The following is a 14,982-nucleotide window of genomic DNA, read 5'->3' as shown; positions in this document are numbered from 1 at the left end:
CTGAGCGTCAAGGGGCTTCAGTTGGGCGGCGCAAGCCGCGTCAACGAAGTGCGGATAAATCCAATGCTCAACTTTGAGCAGATTTTATGGAACAGCCATATGACGCGTCACTTCGGCAGGGCCTATGGCATGTCGCCTGCCCGCTGGGTAAAGATGCAGCAAAGGGTGCGCTGAAGGCGCCCGCTGAAGGCTTGCACGATCGTACAAGATTTTGCGCGCCGGCCTTGCTAACGTGAGCGTTCATGACAAGGCAAGGAGATACCCGCCATGCAACACGATCAGGCAAGCACCCAACACAAAGACATCAAGGAATACAAAAGCCTGAACTTCGCACAGAAGCTCGGCTTGATCCATGAGCGCTGGACGCCGAAAGTCATCGCCGAGATGAACGACTACCAGTTCAAGCTGGTGAAGATCGAAGGCGATTTTCTCTGGCACCGCCATCTCGATACCGATGAGGCGTTCATCGTGCTGGAGGGCACGCTGCGCATCGATTTTCGCGACGGGCACGTGCGGCTATCGGCGGGCGAAATGTTTGTGGTGCCCAAGGGCGTGGAGCACAAACCCTTTGCCGAGACCGAGGTGAAGCTGCTGCTGATCGAGCCCCGGGGCGTAGTGAATACCGGCGAAGCGGGTGGCGAGCGGACGGCGGTCAACGACGTCTGGATCTGACCGCCCTGCCCGCCGTGCCCGCCCTACACTTCCGGCCCTCAGGCTTTGCTAAGCCTTGCTAAGCCTTGCGATACCGCGCGATGCCGTCCGGGCCCACCTCCATCACGGCCTCTTCCCGGTGCACGAGATAGTTCAGGTGGGCAATGCTCTCGCCCGTTGCCATGCCCAGCAGCCCGGGCTCGCCGCCGATGGGGCGGGAGAATAGCTCGCCGAAGACATCCACCGCCCGCCTGGGCTCGGCCAGCGCGCCGCGCAGCCGGTCCAGCGCCTGGTGCTGGCTGCGCTCGAGATAATCGATACGCGCATGCAGGCCACGGAACGGCTCGTTGTGGGCCGGCAGCACCAGTACGTCGTCCGGGACTTCCCGGCGCAGCTTGGCGAGCGACGCCAGCCAGTCGCCCATCGGATCGGCATCGGGCTCGGTCGGGAAGACCGACACATTGGAAGAGATGCGCGGCAGGATCTGGTCGCCGCTGATCAGGATCTTCAACGCCTCGCTGTAGAGGCAGGCGTGTTCGGGTGAGTGGCCGTTGCCAACCACGACCCGCCACTGGTGCTCGCCAATCGTCAGGTGCTCGCCGTCGCGCAGGCGCCGGTAGCTGTCGGGCAAGGCGTGGACGTACTTGCCGAAGCCGCCAAAGCGCACGCGGTAGGCCTCGATGGCGTTGTCGTCCCATCCCGCGCGGCGATAAAAGCGCACGCCGTCTTCCGGCGCCTCGCGTCCGGTGTCCGCCGCGAGCACGCGGCAGTTCAGGTATTCCAGCCGGGTCATCCACAGGCGGCAGGCGAATTTGCGGGTCAGCCAGCCGGCCATGCCGATATGGTCGGGGTGCATGTGCGTGACGAAGAGCCGGGTCAGCCCGTCCGCCAGCGCTCCACCCTGCGCGAAAAGATCGCGCCAGGCGGCGGCGGTTTCGCTGGTCTGCAAGCCGGCGTCGACCCCGGCCCAGCCCTTGCCGTCGCGCACCGCCCACAGGTTGATATGGCTCAGCGCAAACGGCATCGGCATGCGGATCCACAGCACGCCCGGCACGATCTCAACCGCGCTGCCTGGCGCCGGCGCTTCGCCGCAGGGGTAGTCGAGAACTGGCTTGCTCTCGGGAGAGGGGGTCAAACTCTCGTCGCTCATTTTGTTTTATTCCTTGGGTCCGCGCGGACATGCCGGCTGCGGCGCATTGCGCGCAGGATACTGCACCGGCATGGGGCAAGGCTGCGCATCTTGCGTGCGACGCCGTGAGCGATTCTACCGAGGTCTGGCCGTTCGCGCAGCGCACAATAAGAGCGCCCCGCGGCCGTTGAGGCTTGCCGCTATGTCAGCGGCGCTATCGCCACGCCCTTCGCGCCGTGGCGGCGCCAGCCTGCCGGCGGCATGCCGAACTCGCGCTTGAATGCGCGGTTGAAGGCAGCCTCCGACTAGCCCACGTGCTCCGCTACCGCGCCAACCGACTTGCTCCCGCCGCGCAGTTCCTGCGCCGCGATCTGCAGGCGCCAATGCGCCAGGTACTGCATGGGCGGCTGCCCCATAAGCTCGGTGAAGCGCTGCGCCAGCGCCGAACGCGACAACCCCACCTTGCGCGCGAGCTCGTCGACGGTCCAGGCATAGGCAGGCCGCGCGTGCATCATCGATAACGCGCGCCCGACGAAGCGGTCGCGCACGCCCGCCAGCCATCCTTTCTTGTCCGTTGGCAGCGCATCGATGCAGCGGCGCACCGCCTCCACAAAGAGCAGTTCGGACAACCTGGCGAGGACGATCTCGGTGCCGACCCGCCAGTCCGCCGCCTCGGCCGCCGCAAACTGCAGCGAGGCATCGAGCCAGGCCGAGCGGGGATCGTTGCGCATGTCGATCTTGAAGATGCGCGGCAGCGCGGATAGCAGGGGGTTGCTCAACGTATCGTCGCAAGCCAGGAAGCCGCATACGAGACGCGTGCCGGCTCCGCCGCCGCCGTATGACAGCCGCATCACCTGGCGCGGCGCCTTCTCCAGTTGCGTGGCCAGCAAGGGCCCCACCAGCACGGGCGACAGGTCGAGCACGCTGGCCATGATGTGCGACTCGCCTTGCGGCACCACCAGCAGTTCGCCGGCAGTCAGATGAATGGCCGACATGGGGTCGTCCGCCAGGCGTGCCCAGCAACTCCCTTCGGTAACCAGGTGGAATGACACCACGCGCTCGGAGCGCGGCAGGAACGCGTCGCACAGCGCGGCATCCGCCTCGCCAAGCACGCACCACGGCGCGGTGAATTCTCCGTTGAGATACACCGCGCCGCTCAGGCGTACCACGCGAAGAACATCGGAAACGGCATCCATGAACAAGGCCCGTCAAATCCGGCGTCTCGCGCAAGAACGCTGGACGCCGGAGCATTCGTCAAGACAAGCAACGTGGTGATACTACACCCACCCCATGCGCGACAAAACCAGTCCGCAGGGCTTGTCATTCGCACGGATGCCGCCGGGCTACCGGCACCGCGCGTGCAAACCGCCAAGGAGACACGATATGCGCAACGAGAAAACCTATCAGGGCAGCTGCTTTTGCGGTGCGGTGCAGTTCACGGTCAGCGGCGAGCCCGCCGGCATGGGCTACTGCCATTGCGAGTCCTGCCGCACCTGGTCCGCGGGTCCCGTCAACGCCTTCACGCTGTGGAAACCCGAGGCGGTGCATGTCACGCAGGGCGCCGGCAATATCGGCACGTACAACAAGACGGCGAACAGCTATCGCAAATGGTGCAAGACGTGCGGCGGGCACATTTTCACCGAGCATCCGGGCATGGGGCTTACCGATGTGTACGCAGCGGTCATTCCCGGCTTTCCCTATCAACCGGGCATCCATGTGCACTATCAGGAATCGAAGCTGGGGATGCACGACGGCTTGCCCAAGATGAAGGATGTTCCGAAGGAAATGGGCGGATCGGGCGTGAGCGTCGCGGAATGACCGCGTCGCCGCGTTGCGGCCCAATGCCCGATTCCACAAGCTACCAGGAGTACCACCATGTCCGCTGTCCTTTCCGACTCACACCCCGCGGCCGATCTCGGCGCGGTCAAGACCCGCCAGCAGGCCGCATGGTCCGCAGGCAACTATGCCGTCGTAGGCACCACGCTGCAGATCGTCGGCGAGACCCTGTGCGAAGCGCTTGACCTGCGCGCCGGCACGCGTGTGCTCGACGTCGCCGCCGGCAACGGCAACGCCACGCTGGCGGCCGCGCGCCGCTGGTGCGATGTCACCTCCACCGACTACGTGCCCGCCCTGCTCGAAGCCGGCCGCGCCCGTGCGCAAGCCGAAGGCCACACGATCCGCCCCTGCCGTTTCCCGATGCCTCGTTCGATGTGGTGCTGTCCACCTTCGGCGTGATGTTCACCCCTGACCAGGAACAAGCCGCGCGCGAGCTCGCGCGCGTGTGCAAGCCCGGCGGCAGGATCGGGCTGGCCAACTGGACGCCCGAGAGTTTTATCGGCCAGCTGTTCAAGACCATCGGCAAGTATATCCCCCCGCCGCCGGGCGTCAAATCGCCCGCATCATGGGGCACCAAGGCAGCGCTTGAGACCCTGTTCGGCGACGCCGCCCGGGCGATCCACACGGCCACCCGCGAGTTCATCTTCCGCTACCACTCGCCGGCGCACTGGCTCGAAGTGTTCCGCACCTACTATGGCCCGATGCACAAGACGTTCGGCGCGCTAGATGCCGGGAAACAAGCGGCATTCACCGAGGAATTGATGGCGCTGATGGTGAGCCGCAACCGCTCGGGCGATGGCACGCTGGTCTTGCCCAGCGAGTATCTCGAAGTGGTGATCGAACGCAGCCGCTGACGCCCAGCGACAAACGCGCCGTGAAAAGCTGACAACCGTGGGGCAAAAAAACTTCAGCCGTGGTTGCATCCGCCACCATCTCCTGCCCCGCTGGCAACTACCCTCCCCTTCAGCGGGGTACTGAAATTGCTGTGCTGCAGCACACTTACCAACGGCAACTCGATCAACCCCGTTGTTGCCATCCCTTGAGGGTGTAGGCGAACTCCCCGGCCTACACCCCTTTTTCCCCCCCCCGCTTCCTCTTGATTTGAGGGGCCAGGACAGGCTGATTCAGCGGCGTTTTCTCATAACCAATCCCCTCTACAGGGGGGATGCAAATAATGAAACCGCCATAGCATCAGGCATTCCACCGTTTTTATTTCAGAGCTTAAAATATTTAAATGTATGCCAAAAATTATCTCGGCTATAGTGCAGCGCACCAATTGACTATTTGATATTTTCGACATTTCATGTCAATTTGGCGGGGAAGTATTTCAAGAAATGAACAGTTCCGGCCGACGGGCATGAACCGGTTATTTCAGTTTCAAGATCCACATAAACAAATGCAAAAAGCGAGGTCGCAGCCGACGCGGTAGGGTGAGCCACAACACCGCGCAGCCGACCCGCAGGACACATAAATCAACCACGCGGCACGCGCGGCCTGCAAGCGCCGAGCGGCACGTTGTGGAACAAAACGGGGTCCCACCTTCAGGCAAGGGGCAATAGTGCAGCACACAGGGGTATATACACGTCAGGAACTGGACAATTACTTTGCCTCGTACGTAGGGATGGAAGGCGGAAACCCGAGGGCCAATGTCTGGATCTGCGACAGAAGCCCGCATCCCTGGTACGAGCGCCTGGCGGGGCCATTACGGCCGAGCACGGAGCCACACGCATGGGATGCGGCGTTTCGCGCGAAGCATCGGGAAGCCATGGGCAAATGGCTGAACCATCAGCGCATTGCCCGCATCATGGCCGCAGCCCGCGCGCAAGCGCTCGGCATCCGGCTGGATGACAATGACTGGAAGGAGTACTACTGGGACCAGCTCTACGCACCCGACGGCGCGGAATTCAAGCTCAACCTGTTTCCCCTGCCCGTCATGCTCGATGGCCTGACACCCTGGTCCAAAGTGTTCCGCGGCCAGTCCGAGCTCGTGCCCAAGGATCGCTACCTGGATCTGTGCCGGCATGGCGGGCGATTCCGCTTCCTGCGCACGCTCTGCGCGCACTGGCGGCCCAAGGTGGTCATCTGCATCGGCTATCGCCAGGCTGAGGACTTCGTGCGGGCATTTGGACTAGATCAGGTCGCATGTGAAGAGCGGCAATTGCAGCCGGCGGACCAGGTAAGGCTCCTGCACGCCTACGAAAGAGACGGCACCACATGGATCCTGTGCCCCGCACTCGCGGGCAGCGCGGGGCTGACCTCCGACGTGCAGCTCAACGCGTTCGGCAAGCTGCTCGGCGCCAGCCTGGCACCAAGCGACTTCGATAGCCGTCCCGCGGCTGCAAGCGGTCCGGGCAGATTGCCGCAGAGCCAGAACGCGCTGTCGGCCGGGAGTGCATCCAGTGCGCTTCCAAGCGGCGGGTATCCTGCCCAACGGAATCACCACCCCGATCCAAGTGAAGCGCGACAACGCAAATCGGACTTCGTGCTCCAGGGCATGTAGCCCCTGGAGCCACTGTTCAGCCTGCCGGCCACCGTAGGGACGCTTTACCTGGCCACCGAGGGCGAAGAGCAAGCCTTCCGGGCCGGGGATGAATTCCATTTGCGCGCCAACGAAGCGCATTCGGAGCGCTACGGGCCGCAGGGCGTGAAGTACATGGTCGGCAGGAAATAGAGCGCCGGGGCTGTCGGCTGCGCGGCGGGATTTGCACCAGCGCCCCGACTCATGCGAACATCCTTCGTTTTTTGGGAGCCCTGCCCATGAAACGATCAACCCTACTCGCATCGCTTGCCTGGCTCACGCTGGCCGTGGGCCAACCCGCACTCGCGGACACGCTGAAGAAGCCCGGCCTCGAGGCACTGGTCGCCGCCGCGCAGGCCAGCCCGCCGGCCGATTTCAATGCATTCCTGAACGCGGCAGCCAAGGCCAATCCCTCGCTGGCAGGCAGTGTCGCAGCGTACCGACAACACGCCCCGCTGCACGGCGACGACCTGACCAATATCGGGCGCTTGCTGGGCGTCTATAACCGGATTCACAACCACCAGGCGGTGATCAACGCCATCGAGCGCATGGTGGCCTTGCGCACCGTGCGCGACGAAAAGATCCCGCAGCACGAGAACCCCGCCATCATCGCCTTCGGCAAGCTGGTGGAAGGCATGGCCAAGGACTTCGGCCTCACCTTCCGCAACGTGGACAACCGCGTGTTCGAGGTCACGCTGCCGGGCCGGGGCAAGGAAGAATTCGGCTTGCTCACCCACGCCGACGTGGTCCCGGCCGTGGCGGACGAATGGGTGCTGGAGGACGGCACCAGGCTCGATCCGTTCAAGGTCACGCGCGTGGGCGATTTTCTGTACGGCCGCGGCACCATCGACGACAAGGGCTCGATCGCCACCGTGCTGTACGCAATGAAGACCGTGAAAGAGAGCGGCCTGAAGCTCGAGCGCACCATCCGGCTGATGATCGAGACCACCGAGGAAACCGGTGGCGACGGCATGAAGTACTACCGGCAGCACACCACGCTGCCCGAGTACAACATCGTGCTCGACAGCAAATACCCCGCCGTGGTGGCCGAGAAAGGCTCGGGCAGCCTGAAGGTGTTCTTCCTCGTGCAGGCCGCCGACGGCAAGGCTACCGCCATCGTCGCCATGAGCGGCGCGGCCGCCGCCAACGCCGTGCCGCAGACCGCGAGCGCGCAACTCAAGGGCGGCGACCTGAACGCGGCCCGCGCCCGGCTTGAAGCAGCACGCGCCGCCTTTATCGAGAAATACGCGCCGCAGGGCAGGTTCGCGATCGATATCACCCAGGGCGCCGACAGCCTGGAGGTCAAGGTCACCGGCAGTTCCGCCCACGGCTCCCGGCCCGAGGAAGGCGTGAATCCCCTGCCGCGCCTGACGCTGTTCCTGCGGGAATCCGGCATCGCGCTGGCCGACAACCACTACGCCCGGGCAGCAAAGTACCTCGACGACCTGTACGGCACCGGCTACCTCGGCGAAAAAATGGGCGTGGCCTACAAGGACGACTTCATGGGCCCGCTCACCCTGTCGCCCAACCTGGTCCGGGAAAAGGACGGCCAGCTGGAAGTCACCGCCAACGTCCGCATGCCGCGCGGCGACACGCCGCAGGCACTGTCAAAGGCGTTGGCCGACAAGATCAACGCCTGGGCCGCCGCCAACCACGCAACCGTAACCATCAGCCACGACCAGGGCGACTGGATGGCGCGCGACCCGAAGGGCGCGTGGCTGTCCACGCTGCTCAGTATCTTTGGCGACACCACGGGGCTGGAAGCCAAACCCGTGCCCACCGCCGGCAGCACCACCGCCAAGCTGATGCCGAACGCCATCAACTTCGGCCCCGCCATGCCCGGCAAGAAGTACACCGCGCACAACGCCAAGGAGTACAAGGAAGTCGCCGACCTGGACCTGGACATGCAGATGTTCACCGAGATGCTGATCCGCATCGGGGATCTGAAGGCGATGCAGTAACACGGCGCGCGCCGGTCGGTCGCCGGCGTTCAGCGCGCGGCAAGGCGCTCAGCGCAGGTCGCCCAGCACCGTGGCGCGCGTGAAATCCTCGATGTTGTCGAGCAGCGCGTCCAGCGCCTTGCCGGCACCTTCCACATCCGCCTTGAAAATGGCCGCGGCCACGGCGGCATGCAGTTTTGCCATCTGTGGCAGGTCCGCCGCCTGCTTGTAGTGGAAGTACCAGAAGCGGCGCGACAGCCCGTGCATCAGGCGCATCGCGCCCTCTGCGAACTCGTTGCGGGCAGCCACCAGGCTCAGCTCATTGAACTCGCGGTCGGCACGGATAAAGGACACATCGTCCCCGGACTTGGAGGCCCGGGCAAACTCCTCCGCCAACCGCTTGAACTGCGCGCGCTCCTCGGGCGTGGCGCGGCGCGCCGCGCTGCGGCAGATCAGGCGCTCTACCTCGCGGCGGGTCTCCAGCAGCTTGAGCTGCTTGGCGACGTCGATCTGCGGCACCAGCAAGCCGCGCTGTGGCAACACCACCACCAGATGCTCGCGGGCAAGGCGCTGGATCGCCTCGCGGATCGGCGTGCGGCCGATGCCGGTCATCTCGCTGAGTTGCAACTCGGAGACCGAGGTGCCGGGGGCCAGCCGCAGCGTGATGATGGCCTCTTCGATCTGCTCGTAAGCCAGGTCCGTCAGCCTGCCCTTCTGCACGGGCGAGGTATCCGCCGCATCGTCCGTCTCCACCGCTTCCACTGCCCGAACCTTACTGGCAGATGCCGTTTTCCTGATCATGGCCACCCAGTCAAGTGATGAGATACCAATTGTATATGAGTCATTTGGACAATCTCTCCCAGCCTTTGCGGATCAGCTTTCGCCTGCTATCATCCAGCTAATATATTAGTTGTGTTGGAGACCGTATGGATGTGATTCGCGTGGGTCGTGGCCCTGTCAGCGTAGTGGCCGTGCACGGCATCCAGGGCACCCGCGCCGCCTGGCTGCCACTCGCTGGGTCCATGGCAGCGGACTGCACCTTCATCCTGCCCAACCTGCAAGGACGGGGCCAGGCAGCACGCCCGGACAACGCGCAGGGCTATACGCTAGCGCGTTATGCGGCGGCGTTGCGTGAGGTAATCGGCGTGCACGCAGGTACCGGTCCCTTCGTGCTGGCGGGCTGGAGCATGGGCGTATCCGTGGCGCTTGCGTATGCGCAGGCCTGCCGCCAGGATCCTGCCGCGCCGGCGCCGTCGGGCCTGTTCCTGCTGTCCGGCTCGCCGCATCTGGCAAACGTGCAGTGGTTTCGCGCGACGGACGATACCGCCCTGCGGGCGGAAATCGCGCAACGCGAGCGCCGCCTTGGCCTGGCCGAGGCGGCGGACCACAGCGCCGTTGCGTGGACCTGGCAAGCCATCCGCGGTACCGACCAGCGCGCACTACTGCCGCGTATCCGCACGCCAGCGCTGGTGGTGCACGGCCACGACGATGAGGATTCGCCCTGGCCGCACGCCGTCGCGCTGGCGCAGGCCCTGCCCCACGCCGCGCTGACGGGCATCGCCGGTGCCGGGCACAGCGTGCTCACGTACCACACCGCAGCTGTCGGGCAAGCCTTGCGCACCCACCTCCCCCGCCTTTACCCATCCCTACAGGAGTCGCCGTGAGAGTCGAAGATCTCGTGTATTTCTGCGCCCCCGCCCGCCTGATCGTTGGCGCGGGCACGCGTGCGCAATTGCCAGGCCTGCTGGCGCACCTGGGCTACCGCAACGGCGTGCTGGTCACCGATGCGTTCTTCTCCGGGCACACGCCATGGGTCGGCGAGTATGTGGCAGCCGCCCGTGCGGCCGGTATCGAGACGCTGGTCTATGACGGCGGCATGGCGGATCCCACCACCGTGCTATGCGACGCGGCCACCTCGGAGTTGCGGGAACAACTGGCCGGCAAGGCGCCCGACCACGTCATTGCCCTGGGCGGCGGCAGCAACATCGACCTCGCCAAGGCCTTGTGCCTGACGCTGCCCGGCGGCCGGCCAATCCGGGATTTTGCCGGGACGATGCCTGCGGGCACGCAGCCGGTCCCCTTGATCGCTTTGCCCACTACGGCGGGCACCGGCTCCGAGGCCACGCCCGGCGCCATCCTGGTGGACCCGGACAGCGCCACCAAGATCGCGGTCATGGACAATGCGCTGCGCCCGCAGATCGCGTTGATCGATCCCGAATTCACCTATACCTGCCCGCCACGGGTGACCGCCGATGCCGGCATCGACGCGCTCACGCACGCGCTGGAATCCTTCATCACCGTCGACTCCTCGGCTTACCCGCGCCACGGCAATCCCGATCCGGGCTATAGCGGCCGCTCGGCGCTGACCATGTTGTTCGCACGCGAAGCCATCCGCCTGTGCGCCCGCTACCTGGAACGCGCCTACCGCGACGGCGGCGACATCGAGGCGCGCACCGGCATGTGCTACGCCAGCCTGTATGCCGCGCTGTCGTACGGCAGCGCGGGCCTGAACGCAGTGCACGGCATTGCCTATGCCGTGGCCGGCATTACGCACCGCTCGCACGGCAGCACCAACGCGGTGATGCTGCCTTACGTGCTTGATGCCCTGAAGCAGGAGCGCCATGCCGAACTGACGGAGGTGGCGCGCCTGTTCGGCATCGACGACCAGGACGAGGTACGGGCCGTGTCGCGCCTGCCGCTGGCCATCCGCGCGCTGGTGGAACGGCTCGGCATCCCAGGCGACCTCGCAGCCTTCGGCATGGCCGAAGCCGCACTGCCGGCGCTCACTGCGGACGCCCTCGCCGTGACCCGGCTGGCCAGCGCCTTCCCCGTGGAAGACGTGCCGGCGCGCTATGCGGCCATTGTGCAGCGTGCCTGGCATGGCCAGCTCGATCTGACCGGCCCTGCCACAAGTGGCCGCCAGGCTGCTTAACCCGCGCGCATCCGTGTCTTGGTGTTTTCCCTCGGTATCTTTGTTTACTATTTGAATACGTCTACGATGCAACTAATATATTAGACAAGGCGGCACACCAGCAAGCCGCCATACCCAAAGGAGACAAACATGGATATGTCGGCGGGCGAACAGAAGTTGAGGCCGGGAATCGCCGCCCGGCTCGAACGGCTACCGATGACGAACTATCAGCGCTCGCTGTTCGGCATCATTGCCACGGCCTGGTTCTTCGACTCGATGGACCTGGGCATGATGACGTTCGTGCTGGGCTCCATCAAGGCGGAGTTCGCCCTCACGGCCACGCAGACGGGCTTGCTGGCCAGTTCCAGCTTTCTCGGCATGTTCCTTGGCGCCGCCATTGCCGGCCTGCTGGCCGACCGCTTCGGGCGCAAGCCGGTGTTCCAGGTCAGCATGGTCTTCTGGGGCGTCGGCAGCCTGTTGTGCGGCCTCGCGGACAACGTCACCAGCCTGATGCTGTTTCGCGTGCTGCTTGGCTTCGGCATGGGCATGGAGTTCCCGATCGGATTGTCGATGGTGTCCGAGATCGTGCCGGCCAAGAGCCGTGGCAAATACGTTGCCATCCTGGAAGGATTCTGGCCGATCGGCTTTATCGCCGCCGGCGTACTGACCTACTTCCTGCTCCCTGTCATCGGCTGGCGTGGCATCTTCATCGCCCTGGCGGTTCCCGCCGCCTTCGTGTTCGTGGTGCGCCGGCGCGTGCCGGAATCGCCGCGCTGGCTCGAAGACACCGGCCGCGAGCGCGAAGCCGACAGCACCATGGCGGGCATCGAAGCCCACGTGGAGCGCGCCTGGGGCGCCGCACTCCCGCCAGTGGCCGACAGCTACGCAACCCCGCCGCGTCACAAGCGCAAGGCGTTGTTCGCCGAGTTGTGGCGTGGTCCATATGCAAAGCGCACCGTGATGCTCTGGTCGGTCTGGTTCTTCGCCCTGCTTGGCTACTACGGCCTCACCACCTGGCTTGGCGCCCTGCTGCAGCAGGCGGGCTATGCGGTCACCAAGTCGGTGCTGTACATGGTTTACATCTCGCTGGCCGGCATCCCGGGCTTCATCTTCTCCGCCTGGCTACTGGAGAAATGGGGCCGTAAGCCCACCTGCGCGCTGATGCTGCTGGGCAGCGCCGCAGCGGCGTACTTATACGGGCAAGCCGCGGTACTGCGGCTGCCAGTAGAGCACTTGATCGCCGCCGGGCTGTGCATGCAGTTTTTCCTGTTCGGCATGTGGTCGGTGCTCTATGCCTATACGCCGGAGCTTTACCCGACGCGATCGCGCGCTACCGGGTCCGGATTTGCGTCTTCCATCGGGCGCATCGGTTCGCTTGCGGGCCCCTACCTGGTCGGTGTGTTGCTGCCTGTCACAGGACAGGGCGGGATTTTTACGCTGGGCGCGCTGTCGTTTGTTGTCGCGGCGCTGGCGGTGTTGCTGCTTGGCGTGGAAACCAAGGGACGGGCGCTGGAGGAGGTTTCGCACTAAGCGCGGTCATTCTCGGGACTGGTTTTGTTGTTGCACGGCCCCTCGCGATGCGAGGGCCGTTTTTACTTTGGCGCGAGGGTTGGCGTGGACTTGTCGCCCGCGGAGCCAGCGTCCGCCCCCAACGGCTCAGGGAAAGAAAAAAAGGGTTACGGCGTTGACATACCAATATATCCGACTAATATATTAGTTATGTATCAGATGAAAAGGAGACACGCCATGATGACCGAACGCCAACGCAAATTCCGCGAACAATACAAAGCCGACATCAGCCCCCTCTACAACGGACTGCTTCACATCACCGTCATGTACGGCGTCGGCATCCTCGCCATCGCGTACTGCCTCACCCATATGTCCGATGCCCGGTGGGAGTGGCTGCTGGCCCTGCCGGTGTTCCTCGCGGGCAACTTCGTCGAATGGTTCATGCACAAGTACGTCATGCACCGGAAGATCGATGTGTTCGCCCTGCGTGCCATCTACGAGCGCCACACCCGGCAGCACCACCAGTACTTCACCGACAACGAACCCACCATCGACACCACGCGCGAGTTCCGCATCGTCTTTTTCCCCTGGCGCGTGCTGGCCACGCTGGGCGTTGCGGGCAGCACGCTGTCCTACGTCACCTCGCTGGTGTTCAATGCCAACGCTGCATATGTAGTGTTCCTCACCATGGTGGCGCAGTACCTGGTGTACGAGACCTTCCACTACTGCTGCCACGTGCACGAGAACTGGTTCGTGCGCAACATGCCCTTCATCAACACCATCCGCCGCCATCACACCGCGCATCACAACATGGGCATCATGATGAAGTACAACATGAACCTCACCTTTCCCATCGCCGACTGGTTCATGGGTACCAGCGACCTGCGCCGCGGCCTCCTCGGCCACCTGTTCAACGGCTACAGCAACGCGCATGTGAAGGAGGAACTCAAGCCCATCATCGAGAAGTTCCGCAACGATCATTCACGCGTCACGCTGGACGGACCCGAGTTGACCGAAGACGAGCGCCGCACGATGGTGGCCTGAGCCACGCCGCGCATCCCGCACCGATGCCCGGGTAGGCAGCCGAATCCAGCAGCATCCGGTGGCCCGCCAGGGCGTACCCGATGTCGTGCAGCGGATCCTGAATGGCACCTGCCCAGCACCATCGATGCAGGACATCCCGTGCGCGACGTCGATTAACGCTGCGCGCCGGGGCGTTCCTTGACCGGCAGCCAGATCTCCAGCAAGCCCTCGCCCGTGACCGGGTCAGTTCGGCTCGAATGGGCCGGGAATCCAGAACGGGAGTGTAGCGCCATCGTGCACGTCCGCCCATTGTGGTGCGGCGGCGCCGTCATGGTGTTGGCGTGGATATTGCATCGCATGGCAGTCGCCTCCGGCCTGCCGCCGGCTGGCGGTCAACTCAAGCCGCCAACCCAAGAAAAGGAAGGAATGCAATGCGAAACATGATGGTGCGCCTGGCTATGCTGGCACTGGCAATGTGCGTATGGGCTAGCGGCCCGGGCGTGGCCATGGCCCAGCCCTATCCGGGCAAGCCGATCCGGCTGGTGGTGCCGTTTCCGCCCGCGGGCGCCACGGATGTGATGGGCCGGGCCATCGCCCAGAAGCTATCGGAAGGCCTGGGCCAGCCGGTAACGGTGGAAAACCGCCCCGGTGCGGGCAGCACCATCGGCACCGACCTGGTTGCCAAAGCCGCCCCCGATGGCTACACCTTGCTGCTGGCATCCGGGTCGCTGGCCATTGCGGCCAATCTCTATAGCAAGCTCGGCTTCGACGTGATCAAGAGCTTCGCGCCGGTATCGCTGGTCGGCCATGTACCGCACATGCTGGTGGTCAACCCGAGCGTCCCCGCGAATTCTGTCAAGGAACTTGTCGCGTTGGCCAAGGCAAAGCCGGGTCAGCTAAGCGCGGCATCGCAGGGAAATGGCACCCTGTCGCACCTGGAGCTTGAACTGTTCAAGAGCGCCACCGGCATCGACGTGCTCCATGTCCCCTACAAAGGCAGCAATAACGTGATGCCGGACCTGCTGGCAGGAAACGTCTCCATCTTCTTCGACAGCGTGCCTTCGTCCATGCCACTGGTGAAGAACGGAAAGCTCAAGGCACTGGGCGTCGTGGGCAGCCAGCGCTTGCCGATGAGCCCCGAGATCCCGACACTTGCCGAAGCCGGCCTGCCCGGCTTCGAGGTCAAGAACTGGTTCGCATTGCTGGCGCCGGCCGGCACGCCGAAGGAGATCGTGCAATTGCTCAACGCCCAGGTGGTAAAGGCTGTATCGGCACCCGACCTGGCGCAGCGGCTGGCCAGCCAGGGCGCCATCCTGGAGTCGAGCACGCCTGAGCAGCTTGCCATGCTGATGAAAACAGACCTGGCGAAATGGGGGAAGGTAGTGAAGGACGCCAACGTGCGCATCAACTAGGGAAGCGAGACGGCTAACCGGCGCAGCAGAAAAAAAGGTCTTCCCCGATTTCC

12 protein-coding genes and 2 pseudogenes are annotated in these 14,982 nt (G+C 64.4%); 10 read left to right on the top strand and 4 right to left on the bottom strand.

Translation table 11 applies throughout. The features are described from left to right. Positions 1-267: 267 nt before the first annotated feature. Positions 268-672: a cupin domain-containing protein gene (locus tag ACYP5B_RS01980; protein ID WP_459568346.1), complete on the top strand. Its 405-nt coding sequence runs from the start codon at positions 268-270 to the stop codon at positions 670-672. Between the two features lie 58 nt (positions 673-730). Here ACYP5B_RS01980 and ACYP5B_RS01975 read toward each other — a convergent pair whose 3' ends face one another. Together ACYP5B_RS01975 and ACYP5B_RS01970 are read right to left on the bottom strand one after the other, a co-directional pair. Next, positions 731-1,801 (bottom strand): MBL fold metallo-hydrolase, encoded by a 1,071-nt coding sequence (locus ACYP5B_RS01975; protein ID WP_459568345.1) that lies wholly within the window; start codon positions 1,799-1,801, stop codon positions 731-733. Positions 1,802-1,980: 179 nt separating this feature from the next. Next, positions 1,981-2,976, bottom strand: a pseudogene (locus tag ACYP5B_RS01970) (AraC family transcriptional regulator). Between the two features lie 187 nt (positions 2,977-3,163). Between ACYP5B_RS01970 and ACYP5B_RS01965 the strand changes: the two are divergent. From ACYP5B_RS01965 to ACYP5B_RS01950, 4 genes and pseudogenes are all read left to right on the top strand, one after another. Then, positions 3,164-3,598: a GFA family protein gene (locus tag ACYP5B_RS01965; RefSeq protein WP_459568344.1), complete on the top strand. Its 435-nt coding sequence runs from the start codon at positions 3,164-3,166 to the stop codon at positions 3,596-3,598. Between the two features lie 57 nt (positions 3,599-3,655). Beyond that, a pseudogene (locus ACYP5B_RS01960) lies at positions 3,656-4,470 on the top strand (class I SAM-dependent methyltransferase). 911 nt (positions 4,471-5,381) lie between these two features. Next, positions 5,382-6,116 (top strand): XpsR family transcriptional regulator, encoded by a 735-nt coding sequence (locus tag ACYP5B_RS01955; RefSeq protein ID WP_459568343.1) that lies wholly within the window; start codon positions 5,382-5,384, stop codon positions 6,114-6,116. 257 nt (positions 6,117-6,373) lie between these two features. Then, a complete protein-coding gene (locus ACYP5B_RS01950) occupies positions 6,374-8,095 on the top strand; it encodes a dipeptidase (RefSeq protein ID WP_459568342.1) in 1,722 nt (573 codons plus the stop codon). A gap of 48 nt (positions 8,096-8,143) precedes the next feature. On the opposite strand, the gene ACYP5B_RS01945 is transcribed toward ACYP5B_RS01950, so the two are convergent. Next, positions 8,144-8,875: a GntR family transcriptional regulator gene (locus ACYP5B_RS01945; RefSeq protein WP_318232586.1), complete on the bottom strand. Its 732-nt coding sequence runs from the start codon at positions 8,873-8,875 to the stop codon at positions 8,144-8,146. A 125-nt stretch (positions 8,876-9,000) separates the two neighbouring features. On the opposite strand from ACYP5B_RS01945, the gene ACYP5B_RS01940 reads away from it, so the two are divergent. The 4 genes from ACYP5B_RS01940 to ACYP5B_RS01925 all read left to right on the top strand — a co-directional run bounded on the left by ACYP5B_RS01940 (position 9,001) and on the right by ACYP5B_RS01925 (position 13,538). After that, positions 9,001-9,738 (top strand): alpha/beta fold hydrolase, encoded by a 738-nt coding sequence (locus tag ACYP5B_RS01940; protein ID WP_459568341.1) that lies wholly within the window; start codon positions 9,001-9,003, stop codon positions 9,736-9,738. Further along, on the top strand, positions 9,735-11,006 hold the full coding sequence (locus tag ACYP5B_RS01935) for an iron-containing alcohol dehydrogenase (protein ID WP_459568340.1): 1,272 nt from the start codon (positions 9,735-9,737) through the stop codon (positions 11,004-11,006). Before ACYP5B_RS01940 ends, ACYP5B_RS01935 begins: the two co-directional genes overlap by 4 nt. A 129-nt stretch (positions 11,007-11,135) precedes the next feature. Then, the gene (locus tag ACYP5B_RS01930; RefSeq protein ID WP_459568339.1) at positions 11,136-12,515 is read left to right on the top strand and encodes an MFS transporter; all 1,380 of its coding nucleotides are present in this window, start codon (positions 11,136-11,138) and stop codon (positions 12,513-12,515) included. A 216-nt stretch (positions 12,516-12,731) separates the two neighbouring features. Then, positions 12,732-13,538, top strand: coding sequence for a sterol desaturase family protein (locus ACYP5B_RS01925; RefSeq protein WP_318232582.1), 807 nt, complete (start codon positions 12,732-12,734; stop codon positions 13,536-13,538). Positions 13,539-13,690: 152 nt separating this feature from the next. On the opposite strand, the gene ACYP5B_RS01920 is transcribed toward ACYP5B_RS01925, so the two are convergent. Further along, entirely contained in the window at positions 13,691-13,876 is a 186-nt protein-coding gene (locus ACYP5B_RS01920) for a hypothetical protein (RefSeq protein ID WP_459568338.1), read from the bottom strand. 72 nt (positions 13,877-13,948) lie between these two features. On the opposite strand from ACYP5B_RS01920, the gene ACYP5B_RS01915 reads away from it, so the two are divergent. Beyond that, positions 13,949-14,929, top strand: a complete 981-nt coding sequence (locus ACYP5B_RS01915; RefSeq protein WP_459568337.1) for a Bug family tripartite tricarboxylate transporter substrate binding protein — start codon at positions 13,949-13,951, stop codon at positions 14,927-14,929. Positions 14,930-14,982 lie beyond the last annotated feature (53 nt).

It is taken from the genome of Cupriavidus sp. 8B (genome assembly GCF_054589115.1).
The sequence above is the reverse complement of the archived record's forward strand: the minus strand, read 5'-3'. Positions and strand labels throughout refer to the sequence as shown.

Bases quoted from the DNA above. Each gene is read 5' to 3' on its own strand.
- ACYP5B_RS01980 (WP_459568346.1), top strand. From the start codon at position 268: ATGCAACACGATCAGGCAAGCACCCAACACAAAGACATCAAGGAATAC.
- ACYP5B_RS01975 (WP_459568345.1), bottom strand. From the start codon at position 1,801: ATGAGCGACGAGAGTTTGACCCCCTCTCCCGAGAGCAAGCCAGTTCTC.
- ACYP5B_RS01965 (WP_459568344.1), top strand. From the start codon at position 3,164: ATGCGCAACGAGAAAACCTATCAGGGCAGCTGCTTTTGCGGTGCGGTG.
- ACYP5B_RS01955 (WP_459568343.1), top strand. From the start codon at position 5,382: ATGGGCAAATGGCTGAACCATCAGCGCATTGCCCGCATCATGGCCGCA.
- ACYP5B_RS01950 (WP_459568342.1), top strand. From the start codon at position 6,374: ATGAAACGATCAACCCTACTCGCATCGCTTGCCTGGCTCACGCTGGCC.
- ACYP5B_RS01945 (WP_318232586.1), bottom strand. From the start codon at position 8,875: ATGATCAGGAAAACGGCATCTGCCAGTAAGGTTCGGGCAGTGGAAGCG.
- ACYP5B_RS01940 (WP_459568341.1), top strand. From the start codon at position 9,001: ATGGATGTGATTCGCGTGGGTCGTGGCCCTGTCAGCGTAGTGGCCGTG.
- ACYP5B_RS01930 (WP_459568339.1), top strand. From the start codon at position 11,136: ATGGATATGTCGGCGGGCGAACAGAAGTTGAGGCCGGGAATCGCCGCC.
- ACYP5B_RS01925 (WP_318232582.1), top strand. From the start codon at position 12,732: ATGATGACCGAACGCCAACGCAAATTCCGCGAACAATACAAAGCCGAC.
- ACYP5B_RS01920 (WP_459568338.1), bottom strand. From the start codon at position 13,876: ATGCGATGCAATATCCACGCCAACACCATGACGGCGCCGCCGCACCAC.
- ACYP5B_RS01915 (WP_459568337.1), top strand. From the start codon at position 13,949: ATGCGAAACATGATGGTGCGCCTGGCTATGCTGGCACTGGCAATGTGC.